This is a genomic window from Micromonospora sicca, from assembly GCF_003172935.1.
Taxonomy (GTDB): domain Bacteria; phylum Actinomycetota; class Actinomycetes; order Mycobacteriales; family Micromonosporaceae; genus Micromonospora; species Micromonospora sicca.
Window position 1 is genome coordinate 1 of sequence record NZ_QGKS01000122.1, and the last position, 14,315, is coordinate 14,315.

A 14,315-nucleotide genomic window follows, 5' to 3' on the forward strand; every position below is an offset into this window, starting at 1 on the left:
GGGACGCCGTGGTCGGCACGGCCGGCGGGGGAAGGGTGCCGGCCACGGAGCGGGCGGTAACGGGATCACTGCCGCCGGTGCGCGGCGACTCAGTGCTCACTGGCGCGGCTCCGCCCGCCGCGGCTTGGGGCGCTGGCGCCTGCGACCCCAGGGGTGAAAGGGCGGCGGTGACGGGTGCCCGATTCGCAGCCACCAACGGCTCCGGCAGCACTGCGGATCGCGGTGGGGTGTCGACACTTGCCGCCGCATGCGCCGGACCCTCCTCGACGGACGCCGGGAGCGGCGACGCAAGCCGCGGCTCGACGGCGGTCGAGGAGAGCGTCGGCGTCACCCCCGCGTCCGGCGGGGCGGACGAGTGCGGGGACGAGACCGGGTCGACGGCGACCGAGGCGGACGTGGCCGACGCCGGATACGGGACAGCAGGTGACGGGGCGTCCTGGACGACCGGCCCGTCGACCGACGGCGCCCCGACCGACGCGGCGGCAATCGGTCCGGACTGAGGGCCGGACATCTGGGAGGAGGTCGCTTCGCTGCCAGGCCCGCTGCCGGCCACATGTGTCCCGGCCGCGGCTGGTTCCGGCGCGCTCGCACCGAGGGTGTCCGGCGCTGATGTGTCCGCGCCGGGGGCGAGGTCAGCCGCACCGCTGAGGCCCGTCGGCGGCGTGATGCCGTCGAGGGCGGCCATCCGCCCGTCGAGTCGTTGGTGCAGCGCGTTGTCCACCTGGCCGGTGGCCGCGCCACTCACGCCCGAGACGGCCGCCCGGGCCAGGTCCTCCAGCGAGGCTCCCTGTCCGGTGACCAGGCCGGCGGCGCCCTCGGCGAGGGTCTCGCCGGTCAACTCCCGGCCGAGGTGCTCGCCGACCACGGCGAGCCGCCCGTTCGGGTGCCGACCCAGCCCGGCGAGAGGTGCCACCGCGCCACCAGCGAGACCACCCATCGCCGACGTGCCGACGTCGGCGACATCCAGGCCGTGCCGACGCCCGTTGGAGTTCTGGTAGGCCTGGGTGGCGAGACTGACGCCCGCCTCCTGTCCCGCCTCGACGAGCCCGCCGAGGACGGCACGGCGGGCGAATCCGCGTACCCCGCTCTTGACGACCTCCTTCGCGGCCCGCTCGCTGGCCTCCTCCAGGCCCTCCTTCAGAGCCTTGCGGGCGAGCTGCGTCATGAGCCGCTTGAAGATCTGCTGCACCACCATCCGGGTGGTGGTGATCGCCACGCCCGCCGCGGGCGAGGCCGCGCCGGCGGTGAGAACCGTCGCGACCGCCAGCGAGAGCAACTCGACGACCAGGATGCCCAGCTCGATCCAGACTTCGAGCTTGGCACCCTCGATGTCGCAGCCGCACGACTCGACCAACCGTCCGAGCTCGCCGGTGACCGCGAGCAGGACGGGCAGCGGCGCCTCGTCGCCCTCGGCCACCCGCCGCCACGCGGTGTCGAAGGCTTCGGCCACCGCGCCGATGCCGCCGTAGCCGCTGCGCACCTCGGACGCCGCCGAGGTCGCGTCGTCACGCGGACCGGCCAGGACGGCGGCGACGCCGTACCACTGGTCGGCAAGGTCCCAGACGGCACGCTCGTTCCCCTCGGGCCATTCCACCCCGACGACCCAGTCCAGGGCCTCGTAGATCCAGCCGGGCAGGTCCCAGGGGGAGTAGTCGAGCGGGTGCGGGATCGGGCTGGGCAGGATGCTCACGCGCGGATCCTCCGGAGGTCAGCGCCGGTGTCGCTGCGGGAACTGGTGCTGGTCGGGAATGCGGTCGAGCTGGCGACCGGTCGCCTCGTCGCTCTCCACGGTCGCGGCGACGGATCGGGCCACGTCGGCGCCGAGCCCCTCCAGCGAGCGGCCGACCACCTCCCAGGCGCGCAGCAGCGTCTCCTCGTAGCGGCGATACTGCTTCTCGAAGGCCGCGCCGATGTCGTCCCGACCCCAGGGCCGCTCGGCGCTCGCGCCGGCGATCGCCCCACCCACCCGTCGCCGGGAAGTGGTGACCGCCTCACCCGCGAGCGTCAGGCCCGTTCCGCCGCGCCGGGCGCGGTCAGGGTCCAGCCAGAGCCGTCCGTCGGTCACGGCGGTCACTCTCCATGCCGAAGGACGGTGTCCGCGCGGCTCAGGAGGGCATTGAAATCGTTGGTACGCAAGAACTCCACCGACGGCGAGCCGGCCGGCAGATAGCCGGCGACCAGTTCCTGGGTCGCGTGGACCGCAGCGGCGGACGCCCGATGGATGGTGGTGGTGATCTTTCGGCTCAACGCCCTGGCATCGCGATCGTGAAAGACCGAGGGCTCGACGTCCACACTGATCAGTTCGCCTCGCGCGCCGACGGTCGCGATCACCTGCCCGTCGTCGGAGCGCTCGGTCACCCGCAGCTCAGCGAGCTTGACCTGGAGTTCGTCCAATCCGGACCGAAGTCGCCGGTACTGGCCGTACACCTCGTCGAACCGCGCCCGCAGCGCGCGGTTCGCGTCCCGGTCCACACTCTCGGTCAACGCCGCCCCTCTCCGTCACGGTCGGTAGGGCCGACCATACCGGGTGCCACGGAATCCGTGGGGTCCGGTAATTTCAGGGTGTGATCGAGCGTCAGCAAGCCGAGCAACTGGCCGCCGTCTGGGCACAGCGGGACTCCGAACGACTGGGGTTCCCGTGCACGCCGGTGGTCGAGGAGTTCGACCTCGGCTACCTCATCACCTCCCGGGTCGCCGTCGAGGCGCGCGCGCTCCCCGGCGACCCGCCGACCACCGTCGTGGACAAGGAGACCGGAGACATCTCCACCTGGCCGCGCCTGCCCTTCCCTGCCGTCGAGCAGATGTACCGGCAGCGGCGACCGATCGAACCCCGCGCTCCCCGCACGGTGGACCCGACCAACCAACTGCTCCGCGAGATCACGCGACTGCCCACGCCGGGCGCCGCGGCCCACCTCACCCTCGACGGTCGCGTCCACCGGGCCTTCGGCGCCAAGGGCGAAGTCGAGCTGCGGCACCACCGGTTGGTGCGGGCGTACCTCGACGAGTTGCCACCCGGGCACCTGGTACGCGGCGGCGAGCGGCACGCCGAGATGATCGTCGTCTCCGACGTCCTGCACGAGTACGACCACAGCCGGGCAGCCGAGGGCCTTGCTCCGCTGACATGGGAAGAGGCAGCGACGCTGCTGGGCAGCGCCCAGATCGAGATCTTCCGGATCCGCGAGGCCGGCGACCCGACCGGCGGGGCCACCGAGACCCCCTGCGACTCGTGCATCAACTTCCTGGTGCGCTTCAACGCGCTGCCGTGGTCCAACCTCGCCTACACCACCGAGCGGCAGACCGAACCCCAGACCGACCCCGAGCCGGGGCGGTTCGCGCCGGAGGTCGCGAGCGCGCTGGTGGCCGCTGGCTGGCGTCCCCATTTCGGCGACGAGGTCCTGGCGCAGGCGGCGGTTCGCGACGTCACCGCGGTGACCGGCACCAGGCACGCGCACGCCGTGTTCCCGGCGGTCCTGCCGACGATCACCGCCTTCCCCGGCCTGGAGAGCCCGCGCCGCGGCCCCGGTGAACAGGTATGGATCTCCAGGTTCGACATTCACCCTTGGGAGATGGGCCACACCGCCGACACGCTTGCCGACTTCGGAGCCGTCCTCGGTGCTCGGCTCTTTCCGTTGGGCACGGAGCGCGGTGACAGCATCATCGCCGTCGACGAGCACGGCCGGATCTTCGCGCTCGACCAGGCCGGCGAGTGGTTCCTCGGCCCGGACATCGACGCCGCCCTGACCACCCTGCTGCTCGGCCGGGCCCCTGCCCGCGTACGCGACGACGGCACCTGGTGACGAAGCACTTCACCGGCCTGTCCGCGCCGGGACCGAGCGTCACCGATCGCGCCACCGCCGCCCGGGCCGCCTGCCGCTACCCCGACGCCCAGGCCGCCGCCCAGATCCGCCCCGGCCGGAGCGCGACGGACTCAGCCGGTGAGCACTACAGCGCCACTCCGGTCAGGACCATGACGCGCGGCTCGGTGTAGTCGTCCATCGCGCTGCGCAGCCCCTCGCGTCCGACCCCGCTCCCCTTCACCCCGCCGTACGGCATCTGGTCGGCCCGGTACGACGGCACGTCCCCGACGATCACCCCGCCGACCTCCAGGCTGCGCGCGGCGGCGAAGGCGGTCTGCAGGTTGTGCGTGAACACGCCCGCCTGCAATCCGTACGCCGAGTCGTTGACGGCGGCGAACGCGGCCTGGTCGTTCTCGACCGGGCCGACCACCAGCACCGGCCCGAACACCTCCTCCGCGCACACCTTCGCGTCCGCCGGCACCCCGGACAGCACGGTCGGCGGATAGGTGGCGCCGTCGCGCCGCCCGCCCACCTCGATGGTGGCCCCGGCGGTGACGGCCTCGTCGACCCACGCCTCGACCCGCCGCGCGGCGTCCTCGGAGACCAGCGGACCGACGTCGGTCAGCGGGTCGGCCGGGTCGCCCGTCCGCAGCTCCTCGATCGAGGCGATCAGCCGGGGCAGGAAGCCGTCGTAGATCCACTCGTGCACGTACACCCGCTGCACCGCGATGCACGACTGCCCGGCCTGGTAGTTGGAGAAGGTCGCGATCCGGTGCGCGGCGAAGGTCAGGTCCTCGTCGGAGTTCCAGTCCTCGCAGATCACCGCCGCCGCGTTGCCGCCCAGCTCCAGGGTGACGTGCTTCTCCGGCACCTGCCGGCGGATGGCCGCCCCGACCGGGCCGGAGCCGGTGAACGACACCACCGGCAGCCGCGGGTCGGTGACCAGTTCGGCGGCGCGCTCGTTGGGCAGCGGGAGCACCGAGAACATCCCCTCGGGCAGCTCGGTCTCGGCCAGGATCTCGCCGAGCAGCAGCGCCGACAGCGGGGTGGCCGGGGCGGGCTTGACGATGATCGGTGCGCCGACGGCGATGGCCGGCGCGACCTTGTGGGCGACCAGGTTCAGCGGGAAGTTGAACGGCGCGATGCCCAGCACCGGCCCCTTCGGCACCCGCCGGACCAGCGCGATCCGCCCGGTGGCGGCCGGGTCGGTGTCGAGGCGCTGCAGCTCGCCGGAGAAGCGCCGGGCCTCCTCGGCCGCCCACCGGAACGTCGACACCGCGCGGCTCACCTCGGCCCGCGCCCACTTCACCGGCTTGCCGTTCTCGGCGGTGATCAGCTCCGCGACCTCCTCGGCCCGCTCGGCGAGCCGCCGGGAGACGTGGTCCAGGGCCACCGCCCGCGCGTGCGCGGGCAGGGCCGCGGCCTTCGCGGCCACCCCGGCCGCTGCCGCGACGGCGGCTTCGACCTGGTCGGCCGTGGCGAGGGTGGTACGCCCCACCGTCCGGCCGTCGTACGGGTGGGTGACGGTCAGCTCGCCCTCGCCGTGGGCGGGGCGGCCGGCGACGTAGAAGGCTCTGGGCTCCACACCTCGGCAGCCTAGACGACGCAGAGCCGCGCGGAAACAGTTGCCCAGGGCCTTGTCTGCCGCGAATTCAGTAGCGAAGATGGCAGTCAGATTGCGATAACCTCCGCTGACCTCACCCCCGGCCACCCCTCGGAGACTTCTGATGAGCGACCAGCAGCAGCTGCGCAACTTCGTCAACGGCGAGTACGTCGACCCGGTGGACGGCGGCTACGCCGACCTCATCGACCCCTGCACGGGCGAGGTCTTCGCCCAGGCGCCGGTCTCCGGGGCGGCGGACGTAGACGCGGCGATGAAGGCCGCCGCGACCGCCTTCGAGAGCTGGCGGGACGCCACCCCCGGCGAGCGGCAGAAGGCCATGCTGAGGCTCGCCGACGCGGTGGAGGCCCGCGCCGCCGAACTGGTCGACGCCGAGGTACGCAACACCGGCAAGCCCCGCCAGCTCACCGCCGACGAGGAGCTGCCCCCGGCGGTGGACCAGTTCCGCTTCTTCGCCGGCGCCGCCCGCCTGCTCGAAGGCCGTTCGGCCGGCGAGTACCTGGCCGGCCACACCTCGTACGTGCGGCGCGAGCCGATCGGCGTCTGCGCCCAGGTGACGCCGTGGAACTACCCGCTGATGATGGCGGTCTGGAAGATCGCCCCGGCCCTGGCCGCCGGCAACACGGTGGTACTGAAGCCGTCGGACACCACGCCGGTGTCGACGCTGCTGCTGGCCGAGATCGCGTCGGAGTTCTTCCCGCCGGGCGTGTTCAACGTGGTCTGCGGCGACCGGGACACCGGTCGTACCCTCGTCTCCCACCCGACCCCGCAGCTGGTGTCGATCACCGGCTCGACCCGCGCGGGCATGGAGGTCGCCTCCGCCGCGGCCCCCGACCTCAAGCGAACCCACCTGGAGCTGGGCGGCAAGGCCCCGGTGGTGGTCTTCGACGACGCGGACATCGCGGCGGCGGCCGAGGCGATCGCGGTGGGCGGCTACTTCAACGCCGGCCAGGACTGCACCGCCGCGACCCGGGTGCTCGCCGGCCCCGGCGTGTACGACGACTTCGTGGCCGCCCTCGCCGAGCAGGCCCGGAACACCAGGACCGGCGCGCCGGACGACGAGGACGTGCTCTACGGCCCGCTGAACAACGCCAACCAGCTCGCCCGGGTACGCGGCTTTTTGGACCGGCTGCCGGACCACGCGAACGTCGAGACCGGGGGATCCCGGCAGGGCACGCGGGGTTACTTCTACGCCCCCACGGTGGTCAGCGGAGTGCGCCAGCAGGACGAGATCATCCAGGACGAGGTGTTCGGCCCGGTCATCACGGTGCAGCGCTTCTCCGACGAGGACGAGGCGGTGCGCTGGGCCAACGGCGTCGACTACGGCCTGTCCGCCTCGGTCTGGACCAAGGACCACGGCCGGGCGATGCGGATGACCCGCCGGCTCGACTTCGGCTGCGTCTGGGTGAACACCCACATCCCGTTCGTCTCCGAGATGCCGCACGGCGGCTTCAAGCACTCCGGGCACGGCAAGGACCTGTCGGTCTACAGCCTGGAGGACTACACCCGGATCAAGCACGTCATGCACAACATCGAGGGCTGACCTGTGAGCGCGAGGAGCGAGCCGGGGTTGCGAGCCCCGCAGCCGCGGACGAAGGAAGGCGCAGCATGACTTCTTCTGACGAGCTGCACAAGCGGCGCGGGGCGGCGGTGGCGCGCGGCGTCGGCAGCACCGTCTCGTCCTACGTGGACCGGGCGGGCGGCGGCACCATCACCGACGTCGACGGGCGGGAGTGGATCGACTTCGCCGCCGGCATCGCCGTCGCCAACGTGGGCAACGCCGCGCCGAAGGTGGTCGAGGCGGTCCGGGCGCAGGTCGAGCGCTTCACCCACACCTGTTTCATGGTCGCGCCGTACGAGTCGTACGTGGCGGTCTGCGAGCAGCTCAACGCGCTGACCCCGGGGGACTTCGAGAAGCGCTCGGCGCTGTTCAACTCCGGCGCCGAGGCGGTGGAGAACGCCGTCAAGATCGCCCGGCACGCCACCGGGCGGCCGGCGGTGGTGGTCTTCGACCACGCGTATCACGGTCGGACCAACCTGACCATGGCGCTGACCGCGAAGAACATGCCGTACAAGCACCGGTTCGGGCCGTTCGCCGGGGAGATCTACCGGGTGCCGATGTCGTACCCACTGCGTGACGGCGGCCTGTCCGGGGCGGAGGCGGCAGCCCGAGCCGTGGAGATGATCGAGAAGCAGGTCGGGGCGGAGAACGTGGCCGCGCTGCTGATCGAGCCGATCCAGGGCGAGGGCGGCTTCGTCGTACCGGCGGAAGGTTTCCTGCCGGCGCTGCGCGAGTGGGCGACGTCCACCGGGGTGGTCTTCGTCGCCGACGAGATCCAGACCGGGTTCTGCCGGACCGGGGACTGGTTCGCCTGCCAGCACGAGGGCGTCGAGCCGGACCTGATCACGCTGGCCAAGGGCATCGCCGGCGGCCTGCCCCTGGCCGCGGTGACCGGGCGGGCGGAGCTGATGGACGCGGTGCACGTCGGCGGCCTCGGCGGCACGTACGGCGGCAACCCGATCGCCTGCGCCGCCGCGGTGGCCGCCATCGAGACCATGCACGAGCTGGACCTGGCCGCCGCCGCGCGACGGATCGAGCGGGTGATGGGCGACCGGTTGCGCGCCATCGCCGCCCGCGACCCGCGGGTCGCCGAGGTACGCGGCCGGGGCGCGATGCTCGCCATGGAGCTGGTGCGGCCCGGCACCCTGACCCCCGATCCGGCCGCCACGGCGGCGGTGTCGGCGGCCTGCCACGCCGCCGGCCTGCTCACCCTCACCTGTGGCACGTACGGCAACGTGCTGCGCTTCCTGCCCCCGCTGGTCATCTCCGACGACGAGCTGGCCCGGGGCCTGGACATCCTGGACGCCGCCTTCGGCTGATCCGGCCCGCCGCCGCCACCGGAACCCGTCCCTCGACAGAGGGGCGGGTTTCGTCGTTCCGCTGGCGCGCATCCTGTCTTATAGTCTTACTGTCGTAGTACAACAGGAAGGCCATCGGGTGATCGAGTTCGTGCTGGACGGCCGGTCCAAGGTGAACACCTACGTGCAGCTGATCCAGCAGGTCAAGCAGGCCCTGCGGGTGGGGCTGCTGACGCCGGGCGACCAGCTGCCGAAGGTCCGCGACGTGGCGCAGTCGCTGGCCATCAACCCGAACACGGTGCTGAAGGCATACCGCGAGTTGGAGATCGAGGGCCTCGTGGAGGGGCGTCCCGGCGTGGGCACGTTCGTCCGCCGCACCCTCGCCGGCTCGTCGCTGCCCCACCAGGCCGAGCTGCGCGAAGAACTGGTGGCCTGGCTGCACCGTGCCCGCGGCGCCGGGCTGACCCCCGAAGACGTCACCGCCCTGGTCGAGACCACCATGCGGGCCGCGCTGGCCGCCGAGGCACCGCGCGCCGAGCCCGCCTCAGCAGGATGAGAGGACACCGAATGGACATCGCGCTGGAGGCCGACCAGCTCGGCAAGCGGTACGGGAGAACCTGGGCGCTGCGGGACTGCTCGCTGCGCCTTCCCGCCGGGCGGATCGCCGCACTCGTCGGCCCGAACGGCGCCGGCAAGAGCACCCTGCTGCACCTGGCGGTGGGCCTGCTCCGGCCCGACGCCGGCGCGGTGCGGATCTTCGGCGAGGCGCCGTACGACAACCCGGCGGTCCTGCCCGAGATCGGCTTCGTGGCCCAGGACACCCCGCTCTACCGGGACTTCACCGCGGCGGAGCTGGTCCAGCTCGGCGGCCGGCTGAACAAGCGCTGGGACGCGGCGCTCGCCCGTAACCGGCTGGCCCAGCTCGGCATCCCGCCCAAGCTGCCGGTCGGCAAGCTCTCCGGCGGTCAGCGCGCCCAGGTTGCGCTGGCCCTCGCGCTGGCGAAGCGGCCCCGGGTGCTGCTGCTCGACGAGCCGGTCGCCAGCCTGGACCCGTTGGCCCGCAGGGAGTTCCTGCAGTCGCTGATGGGCAGCGTCGCCGAGTCCGAGACCACCGTGCTGCTCTCCTCGCACCTGCTCGCCGACCTGGAACGGGTCTGCGACTACCTGATCGTGCTCAACGCCGCCCAGGTGCAGCTCGCCGGCGCGGTCGACGACCTGGTCGCCTCGCATCGGCAGCTGGTCGGCCCGCGGCACGACGGCGGCCCGATCGGCGGCGTCAACGGGGTGGTCCGGGCCAGCCACACCGACCGGCAGTCCACGCTGCTGGTCCGCACCGACGGCCCGGTCACCGATCCCGCCTGGACGGTGCGCGACGTCGGCTTGGAGGACGTCGTCCTGGCCTACCTGGCCGACGGCGCCACGCAGACCAGGCACAGCGAGTGGGGGGTGCCGGCATGATCTGGCTGACCTGGCGGCAACACCGCAAGCAGGCGTTCTTCACTCTGCTGGGGTTCGCGGCGCTCGCCGCCCTGATGGTGCCGATCGGCCTGTCGATGCGGCACACCTTCGCCGACCTCGGGCTGGCGGAGTGCGTAGGCCAACTGAGCGACCCGGACGTGACCGCGGCGACCCGAGACAGCTGCGAGGCGGGTTTCCGCCGCTTCACCAACCAGTACGGCAGCCTCAACCTGGTGGCCGTACTGCTGCTCACCCTGCCGGTGCTGGTCGGTCTGTTCTGGGGCGCCCCGCTGGTCGCCCGGGAGGTGGAGCACGGCACGCACCGCTTCATCTGGACCCAGGGCGTCGGCCGGACCCGCTGGGCGCTGGTGAAGTTCGGGCTGGTCGGCGCGGCCGTGGTGGCCCTCGCGGTCTGCTACGGGCTGGGCATGTCCTGGTGGGTCGACCCGCTGACCCACGCCGCCCGGGAGGGCCGGCTCGGCCTGATCGTCTTCGACCTGCAAGGCGTGGTCCCGATCGGCTACACCCTCTTCGCCGTGGCGCTCGGCATCTTCACCGGCACGGTGTGGAAGCAGATGCTGCCCGCCATGGGCATTACCCTGGCCGGGTTCATCGGCGTACGGGCGGTGGTGGCGATCCTGGCCCGGCCGCACTACCAGCCCGCCCGGACCCTCACCTTCCCGATCGAGGGGACCGGGGAGCCGTTGACGGAGCGCGGCGACTGGATCCTCTCCCAGGGCATCCGCGACGCCGACGGGACGATGGTGGCGGCGGACACCCAGATCATGTGCCCGCCGGGCGGGAAGGGACCGGACGGCCGGGCCTGCGGTGCCGAGCTGGGCCTGGGGCCCGGCGCCTACAACTGGCAGCTCTACCAGCCGGCGGGCCGGTTCTGGCTGTTCCAGGGCATCGAGACCGGCATCTTCGTCGCGCTCGCGGCGCTCCTGCTCTACCTGGCCGTCCGCCGCATCCGTCGCATCGCCTGACGACCGCCGGCGCTCCTCGGTGGAACACCATGGGTGCCACGGCACCTCGGAGACACCCATGGTGTTCCACCGGCCGCCGGGCCGGGGCGCCGCCGCGCCGGCGGGCACCCCGGCACCAGGCGGCAACCGCGGGGCGGCGTGATCAGCGGAGCAGCTCCACCGCGTTGCGGCGGACCAGGTTCTTGCCCGGCTCGCGGATCAGCTCCATCGCGGCGGCGTTGAGCAGCACACAACTGCCCGACGGGCCGGTCACCGGCACCGTCACGACCTTGCCGTTGTCCAGGTTGGTCACTCGCAGCCGGGTGCCGACCGGGAACTGTCCGCTGGTCGCAGCGGGCGCGCCACCCTCGGCGGAGAACGTGATCGCTCCGGTGCAGACGCTCTGCCCGGCCGGTGCGCTCACCCCGCCGCCGGGCCCGGCGGCACCGGGCTGCGCGTCACCCGGCCGGGTCTGGCCACCGGCCGGCCCGCCGCCACCCGGCTGCGCCGCCCCGCCGCCACCGTCCAGGCGCTCCACCAGGTTGCGCCGGATGACGTTCTTGCCCGGCTCCCGGACCAGGTCCATCGCCGCCGCGTTGAGCAGCACACAACTGCCCGACGGGCCGGTAACCGACACCGTCGCCGCCTTGCCGTTGTCCAGGTTCGTCACCCGCAGCCGGGTGCCGACCGGGAACCGGTCGCTGGTCGCCGCGGGCGCCCCGCCCTCGGCCGAGAAGGTGACCGACCCCTGGCAGGCGCTCTGTCCGGCGGGAGTGGTGTCGGCGAAGCCGAACCCGGTCCCGACCGCCACCGCCGCCGCCGCGACCGCCGCCACCCCGGCCGCCAGTACGTGCTTCCGCTGCACCCTCACCGCATCTCCCGTCGTCCGATGTCCTCTGACGACTGCCGGTACGGGCTGGGAGCGCTGCCGGGATCAGCGACACCGGCCGGAAAGTTACCTGAATCACTGTGGCCGACGGATGCCCAGCGTGCTTTGCATCGGCAGCAACCCGGACGCCACCACCGCTCCGGTCAGCGGGGCCACGAGCTGCGCGAACCGGCCGACCGCCGGGCCGAGCGCCCGCCAGGGTGCCGCCGCCAGGTCGTCCGTACGCCGTTCCACCTCGTCGCGCAGCCGGTGGCCGGCGTCGGTCGCCAGCCCGGCGGCGTCCACCAGGCCCCGCGCGGCGAGCCGGTCCCGGGCGGCGGCCCACTCCTCGTCGGTCCAGCGCCGGCTGGCGAAGACCTCGACCGGTGCGGCGCCCACGGCGGCGAAGGAGACCAGCGCCTCGGTCGGGTCGAGGCCGGCGGTGAGCAGCGCGGCCACGTGCCCGTCGCCGCGGTGCTCGCGGAGGATGGTGGCGGCCTGCCAGAGCGCCAGGTGCGGGGCGTCCGGCCAGGGCAGGTCGGCGTTGGCGGCGGCCAGCGGACGCCCGGCCAGGTCGGCGGCCTGGGCGGCGCGGCGGGCCAGCGCGGCGGCCTCGGTCAGCTCGGGCGAGTCGACCCGGTCGCCGAGCAGGGCACGTAGCGTCCGGTCCATCCCGGACAGTCGCGCGTCGAGCACCTTCGCCGGGTCGGCGACGGACCAGACCGCCGGGACGTACTCGGCGACCATGCGGGGGCTGAAGCTGTAGTAGGTGGCCGTGACCAGCTCGGGCCCGGCCGCGCCGAGCGGGGCGGAGCGCAGGGCGAAGTAGCCCGGCCAGCGCTCGTCCGTGGCCAGGCCGAGGGTCGCGGCCTCCTCGGTGAGCTCCGGCGCGTAGTAGACCAGCGCGTGCACCGGCTCGATCAGCTGCCACAGCTGCCGCACCATGGTGGGTTCCATTCGGACCTCCCCGATCAACCTCATCTTGTCATCGTCAAGTTTGTCCCGAGGACGCGAACTTGTCAATGTAAAGTTTGAGGAAGAGACATGGGCCCGGCGTGAACCAGGCCCACGTGGAGAGATCAGATGTCGTTGTGCCAGCCGCGGCTGATCTCACCGGCGGGCCGCGGCTCGCCCTTGGCCACCACCCGCCAGAAGCGGTCCGGCTCGGCGTGGTCGCGCAGCGAGAGCTCGGCGCCGACCCGCACCCGGCGGTCGTCGCGTACCCAGGCCACCAGATGGCGGTCGTCGCTGACCAGTTGGAGCTGCACCATCATCCGTTCCCGCGCCCCGACCATCACGACCACCCTTCCCGTGCCACCACGCCGCCGCGCCCTGCGGGGGCGGGACACAGCATGAAGGGGCGTCGATCGATCGGGCAACCGGTATTGGCGATCGTGGGTGAGGTGGGTCACCATGGGCGCGAGGAGGTCGCCGATGGCTGACCCGTGGCTCGCCCTGGAATTCGGCGCCGATCCGGCCGAGCGGATCGCGCAGGTCGGCGCCGCCCACGAAGCCTTCCTCACCGGCGACGCCGAACCACAACTGGTACGCGAGGTGGTCCGGCACTCGTGGCGCCGCTCCGCCCAGGCGCTCCTCGACCCGGAGGCCACCGCCCCGGTGGACCTCAGCGACGACGCGCTGGAGAGCTACCGCGCCGCCCATCCCCTCGCTCAGGTGCTGCCGCTCTTCCGTGACCTGCTCGGCGGCATCGCCCAGGACGGCGCGCACCTGATGGCGGTCTGCGACGCCTACGGGCGGCTGCTCTGGGTGGAGGGACATCCGGGGGTGCTCCGGCACGCCGAGCGGATGAACTTCATCCCCGGCGCCCGCTGGGACGAGGCGCACGCCGGCACCAACGCCCCCGGCACCGCCCTCGCCGTCGACCACAGCGTGCAGATCTTCGCCACCGAACACTTCGTCCGGCCGGTGCAACGCTGGACCTGCGCCGCCGCGCCCATCCACGACCCGGCCACCGGGCGGCTGCTCGGCGCGGTCGACATCACCGGCGGCGACCACCTGGCCAACCCGCAGAGTCTCGCCCTGGTCCGGGCCACCGCCCGGGCCGCCGATGCGTTCCTCGCCCAACCCCTCGACCCGGCCGTGGTCACCGTCAGCGCGCTCGGCCGCGACGAGGCGGAGCTGCGCGTCGGCGGTCGGCGGATCCGGCTCGGCCGCCGGCACAGTGAACTGCTGGTGCTGCTCCTCGACCACCCCGAGGGGCGCACCGGCGAACAGCTCGGCCTCGACCTGTACGGCGACGACCGGCTGCACCCGGTCACCCTGCGCGCCGAACTGTCCCGGCTGCGCCGGGCGCTCGGCCCGGAACTGCTCGACTCCCGGCCGTACCGGCTGCGCGGGACCGTGCACGCCGACTTCCGTACCGTCACCGAGCTGCTCGACCGGGGCGACCCGGCGGGGGCGCTCCAGGCGTACGGCGGGCCGTTGCTGCCCGGGTCGGACGCGCCGGGAGTGACGCGACTGCGCCGGCTCATCGACGGGCAGCTCCGCGCGGCCGTGCTGGCGACCGCTGACCCGGCGCTGCTCGCGGCCTGGACCGCGACGCCCGCCGGGGCCGACGACCTCACCGCCTGGCAGGCCCTGGCCCGGGCCTTGCCGCCGGGTGCGCCGCGTCGGCCCCTCGCGGTGGCGCGCGTCCACCAGCTCTCCCGGGAGTACGACCTGCCGCGCGCAACGTTGCTGCAACGTCCGCGAAACTAACGTCCCCGCCGTCACCCCAGACGGACGGC

14 protein-coding genes are annotated in these 14,315 nt (G+C 73.2%); 7 read left to right on the plus strand and 7 right to left on the minus strand.

All coding sequences use genetic code 11. The features are described from left to right. From DKT69_RS05530 to DKT69_RS05540, 3 genes are all read right to left on the minus strand, one after another. Positions 1-1,690 (minus strand): WXG100-like domain-containing protein (locus DKT69_RS05530; RefSeq protein WP_497529379.1); only part of this gene is annotated, 1,690 nt, incomplete at its 3' end. Between the two features lie 18 nt (positions 1,691-1,708). Further along, positions 1,709-2,065 (minus strand): hypothetical protein, encoded by a 357-nt coding sequence (locus DKT69_RS05535; protein ID WP_109800528.1) that lies wholly within the window; start codon positions 2,063-2,065, stop codon positions 1,709-1,711. Positions 2,066-2,070: 5 nt separating this feature from the next. Beyond that, on the minus strand, positions 2,071-2,484 hold the full coding sequence (locus DKT69_RS05540) for a YbaB/EbfC family nucleoid-associated protein (RefSeq protein WP_109800505.1): 414 nt from the start codon (positions 2,482-2,484) through the stop codon (positions 2,071-2,073). An 80-nt stretch (positions 2,485-2,564) separates the two neighbouring features. Here DKT69_RS05540 and DKT69_RS05545 point away from each other — a divergent pair, with 80 nt between their 5' ends. Beyond that, the gene (locus tag DKT69_RS05545) at positions 2,565-3,797 is read left to right on the plus strand and encodes an SUKH-3 domain-containing protein (RefSeq protein WP_109800506.1); all 1,233 of its coding nucleotides are present in this window, start codon (positions 2,565-2,567) and stop codon (positions 3,795-3,797) included. Between the two features lie 145 nt (positions 3,798-3,942). Here DKT69_RS05545 and DKT69_RS05555 read toward each other — a convergent pair whose 3' ends face one another. After that, the gene (locus DKT69_RS05555) at positions 3,943-5,382 is read right to left on the minus strand and encodes an aldehyde dehydrogenase family protein (RefSeq protein ID WP_109800508.1); all 1,440 of its coding nucleotides are present in this window, start codon (positions 5,380-5,382) and stop codon (positions 3,943-3,945) included. 142 nt (positions 5,383-5,524) lie between these two features. On the opposite strand from DKT69_RS05555, the gene DKT69_RS05560 reads away from it, so the two are divergent. From DKT69_RS05560 to DKT69_RS05580, 5 genes are all read left to right on the plus strand, one after another. Continuing rightward, positions 5,525-6,961, plus strand: coding sequence for a gamma-aminobutyraldehyde dehydrogenase (locus DKT69_RS05560; RefSeq protein ID WP_109800509.1), 1,437 nt, complete (start codon positions 5,525-5,527; stop codon positions 6,959-6,961). Positions 6,962-7,026: 65 nt separating this feature from the next. Then, positions 7,027-8,298 carry a 4-aminobutyrate--2-oxoglutarate transaminase gene (gene gabT / locus DKT69_RS05565; RefSeq protein ID WP_109800510.1) on the plus strand — a complete coding sequence of 424 codons (1,272 nt, stop codon included), beginning with the start codon at positions 7,027-7,029 and terminating at the stop codon, positions 8,296-8,298. A gap of 118 nt (positions 8,299-8,416) precedes the next feature. Continuing rightward, entirely contained in the window at positions 8,417-8,833 is a 417-nt protein-coding gene (locus tag DKT69_RS05570; protein ID WP_109800511.1) for a GntR family transcriptional regulator, read from the plus strand. A gap of 11 nt (positions 8,834-8,844) precedes the next feature. Then, positions 8,845-9,735 carry an ABC transporter ATP-binding protein gene (locus DKT69_RS05575; RefSeq protein ID WP_109800512.1) on the plus strand — a complete coding sequence of 297 codons (891 nt, stop codon included), beginning with the start codon at positions 8,845-8,847 and terminating at the stop codon, positions 9,733-9,735. Then, complete coding sequence (locus DKT69_RS05580; protein WP_109800529.1) at positions 9,732-10,721, plus strand: ABC-2 membrane transporter-related protein; 990 nt, start codon at positions 9,732-9,734, stop codon at positions 10,719-10,721. Before DKT69_RS05575 ends, DKT69_RS05580 begins: the two co-directional genes overlap by 4 nt. A 142-nt stretch (positions 10,722-10,863) precedes the next feature. Here DKT69_RS05580 and DKT69_RS05585 read toward each other — a convergent pair whose 3' ends face one another. The 3 genes from DKT69_RS05585 to DKT69_RS05595 all read right to left on the minus strand — a co-directional run bounded on the left by DKT69_RS05585 (position 10,864) and on the right by DKT69_RS05595 (position 12,863). Beyond that, positions 10,864-11,571 (minus strand): RlpA-like double-psi beta-barrel domain-containing protein, encoded by a 708-nt coding sequence (locus DKT69_RS05585; protein ID WP_109800513.1) that lies wholly within the window; start codon positions 11,569-11,571, stop codon positions 10,864-10,866. A gap of 93 nt (positions 11,572-11,664) precedes the next feature. Next, positions 11,665-12,525, minus strand: coding sequence for an SCO6745 family protein (locus tag DKT69_RS05590; RefSeq protein WP_109800514.1), 861 nt, complete (start codon positions 12,523-12,525; stop codon positions 11,665-11,667). Between the two features lie 122 nt (positions 12,526-12,647). Next, a complete protein-coding gene (locus tag DKT69_RS05595; protein WP_146230987.1) occupies positions 12,648-12,863 on the minus strand; it encodes a hypothetical protein in 216 nt (71 codons plus the stop codon). A 139-nt stretch (positions 12,864-13,002) separates the two neighbouring features. On the opposite strand from DKT69_RS05595, the gene DKT69_RS05600 reads away from it, so the two are divergent. Next, positions 13,003-14,286 carry a sigma-54-dependent transcriptional regulator family protein gene (locus DKT69_RS05600; RefSeq protein ID WP_109800516.1) on the plus strand — a complete coding sequence of 428 codons (1,284 nt, stop codon included), beginning with the start codon at positions 13,003-13,005 and terminating at the stop codon, positions 14,284-14,286. Positions 14,287-14,315 lie beyond the last annotated feature (29 nt).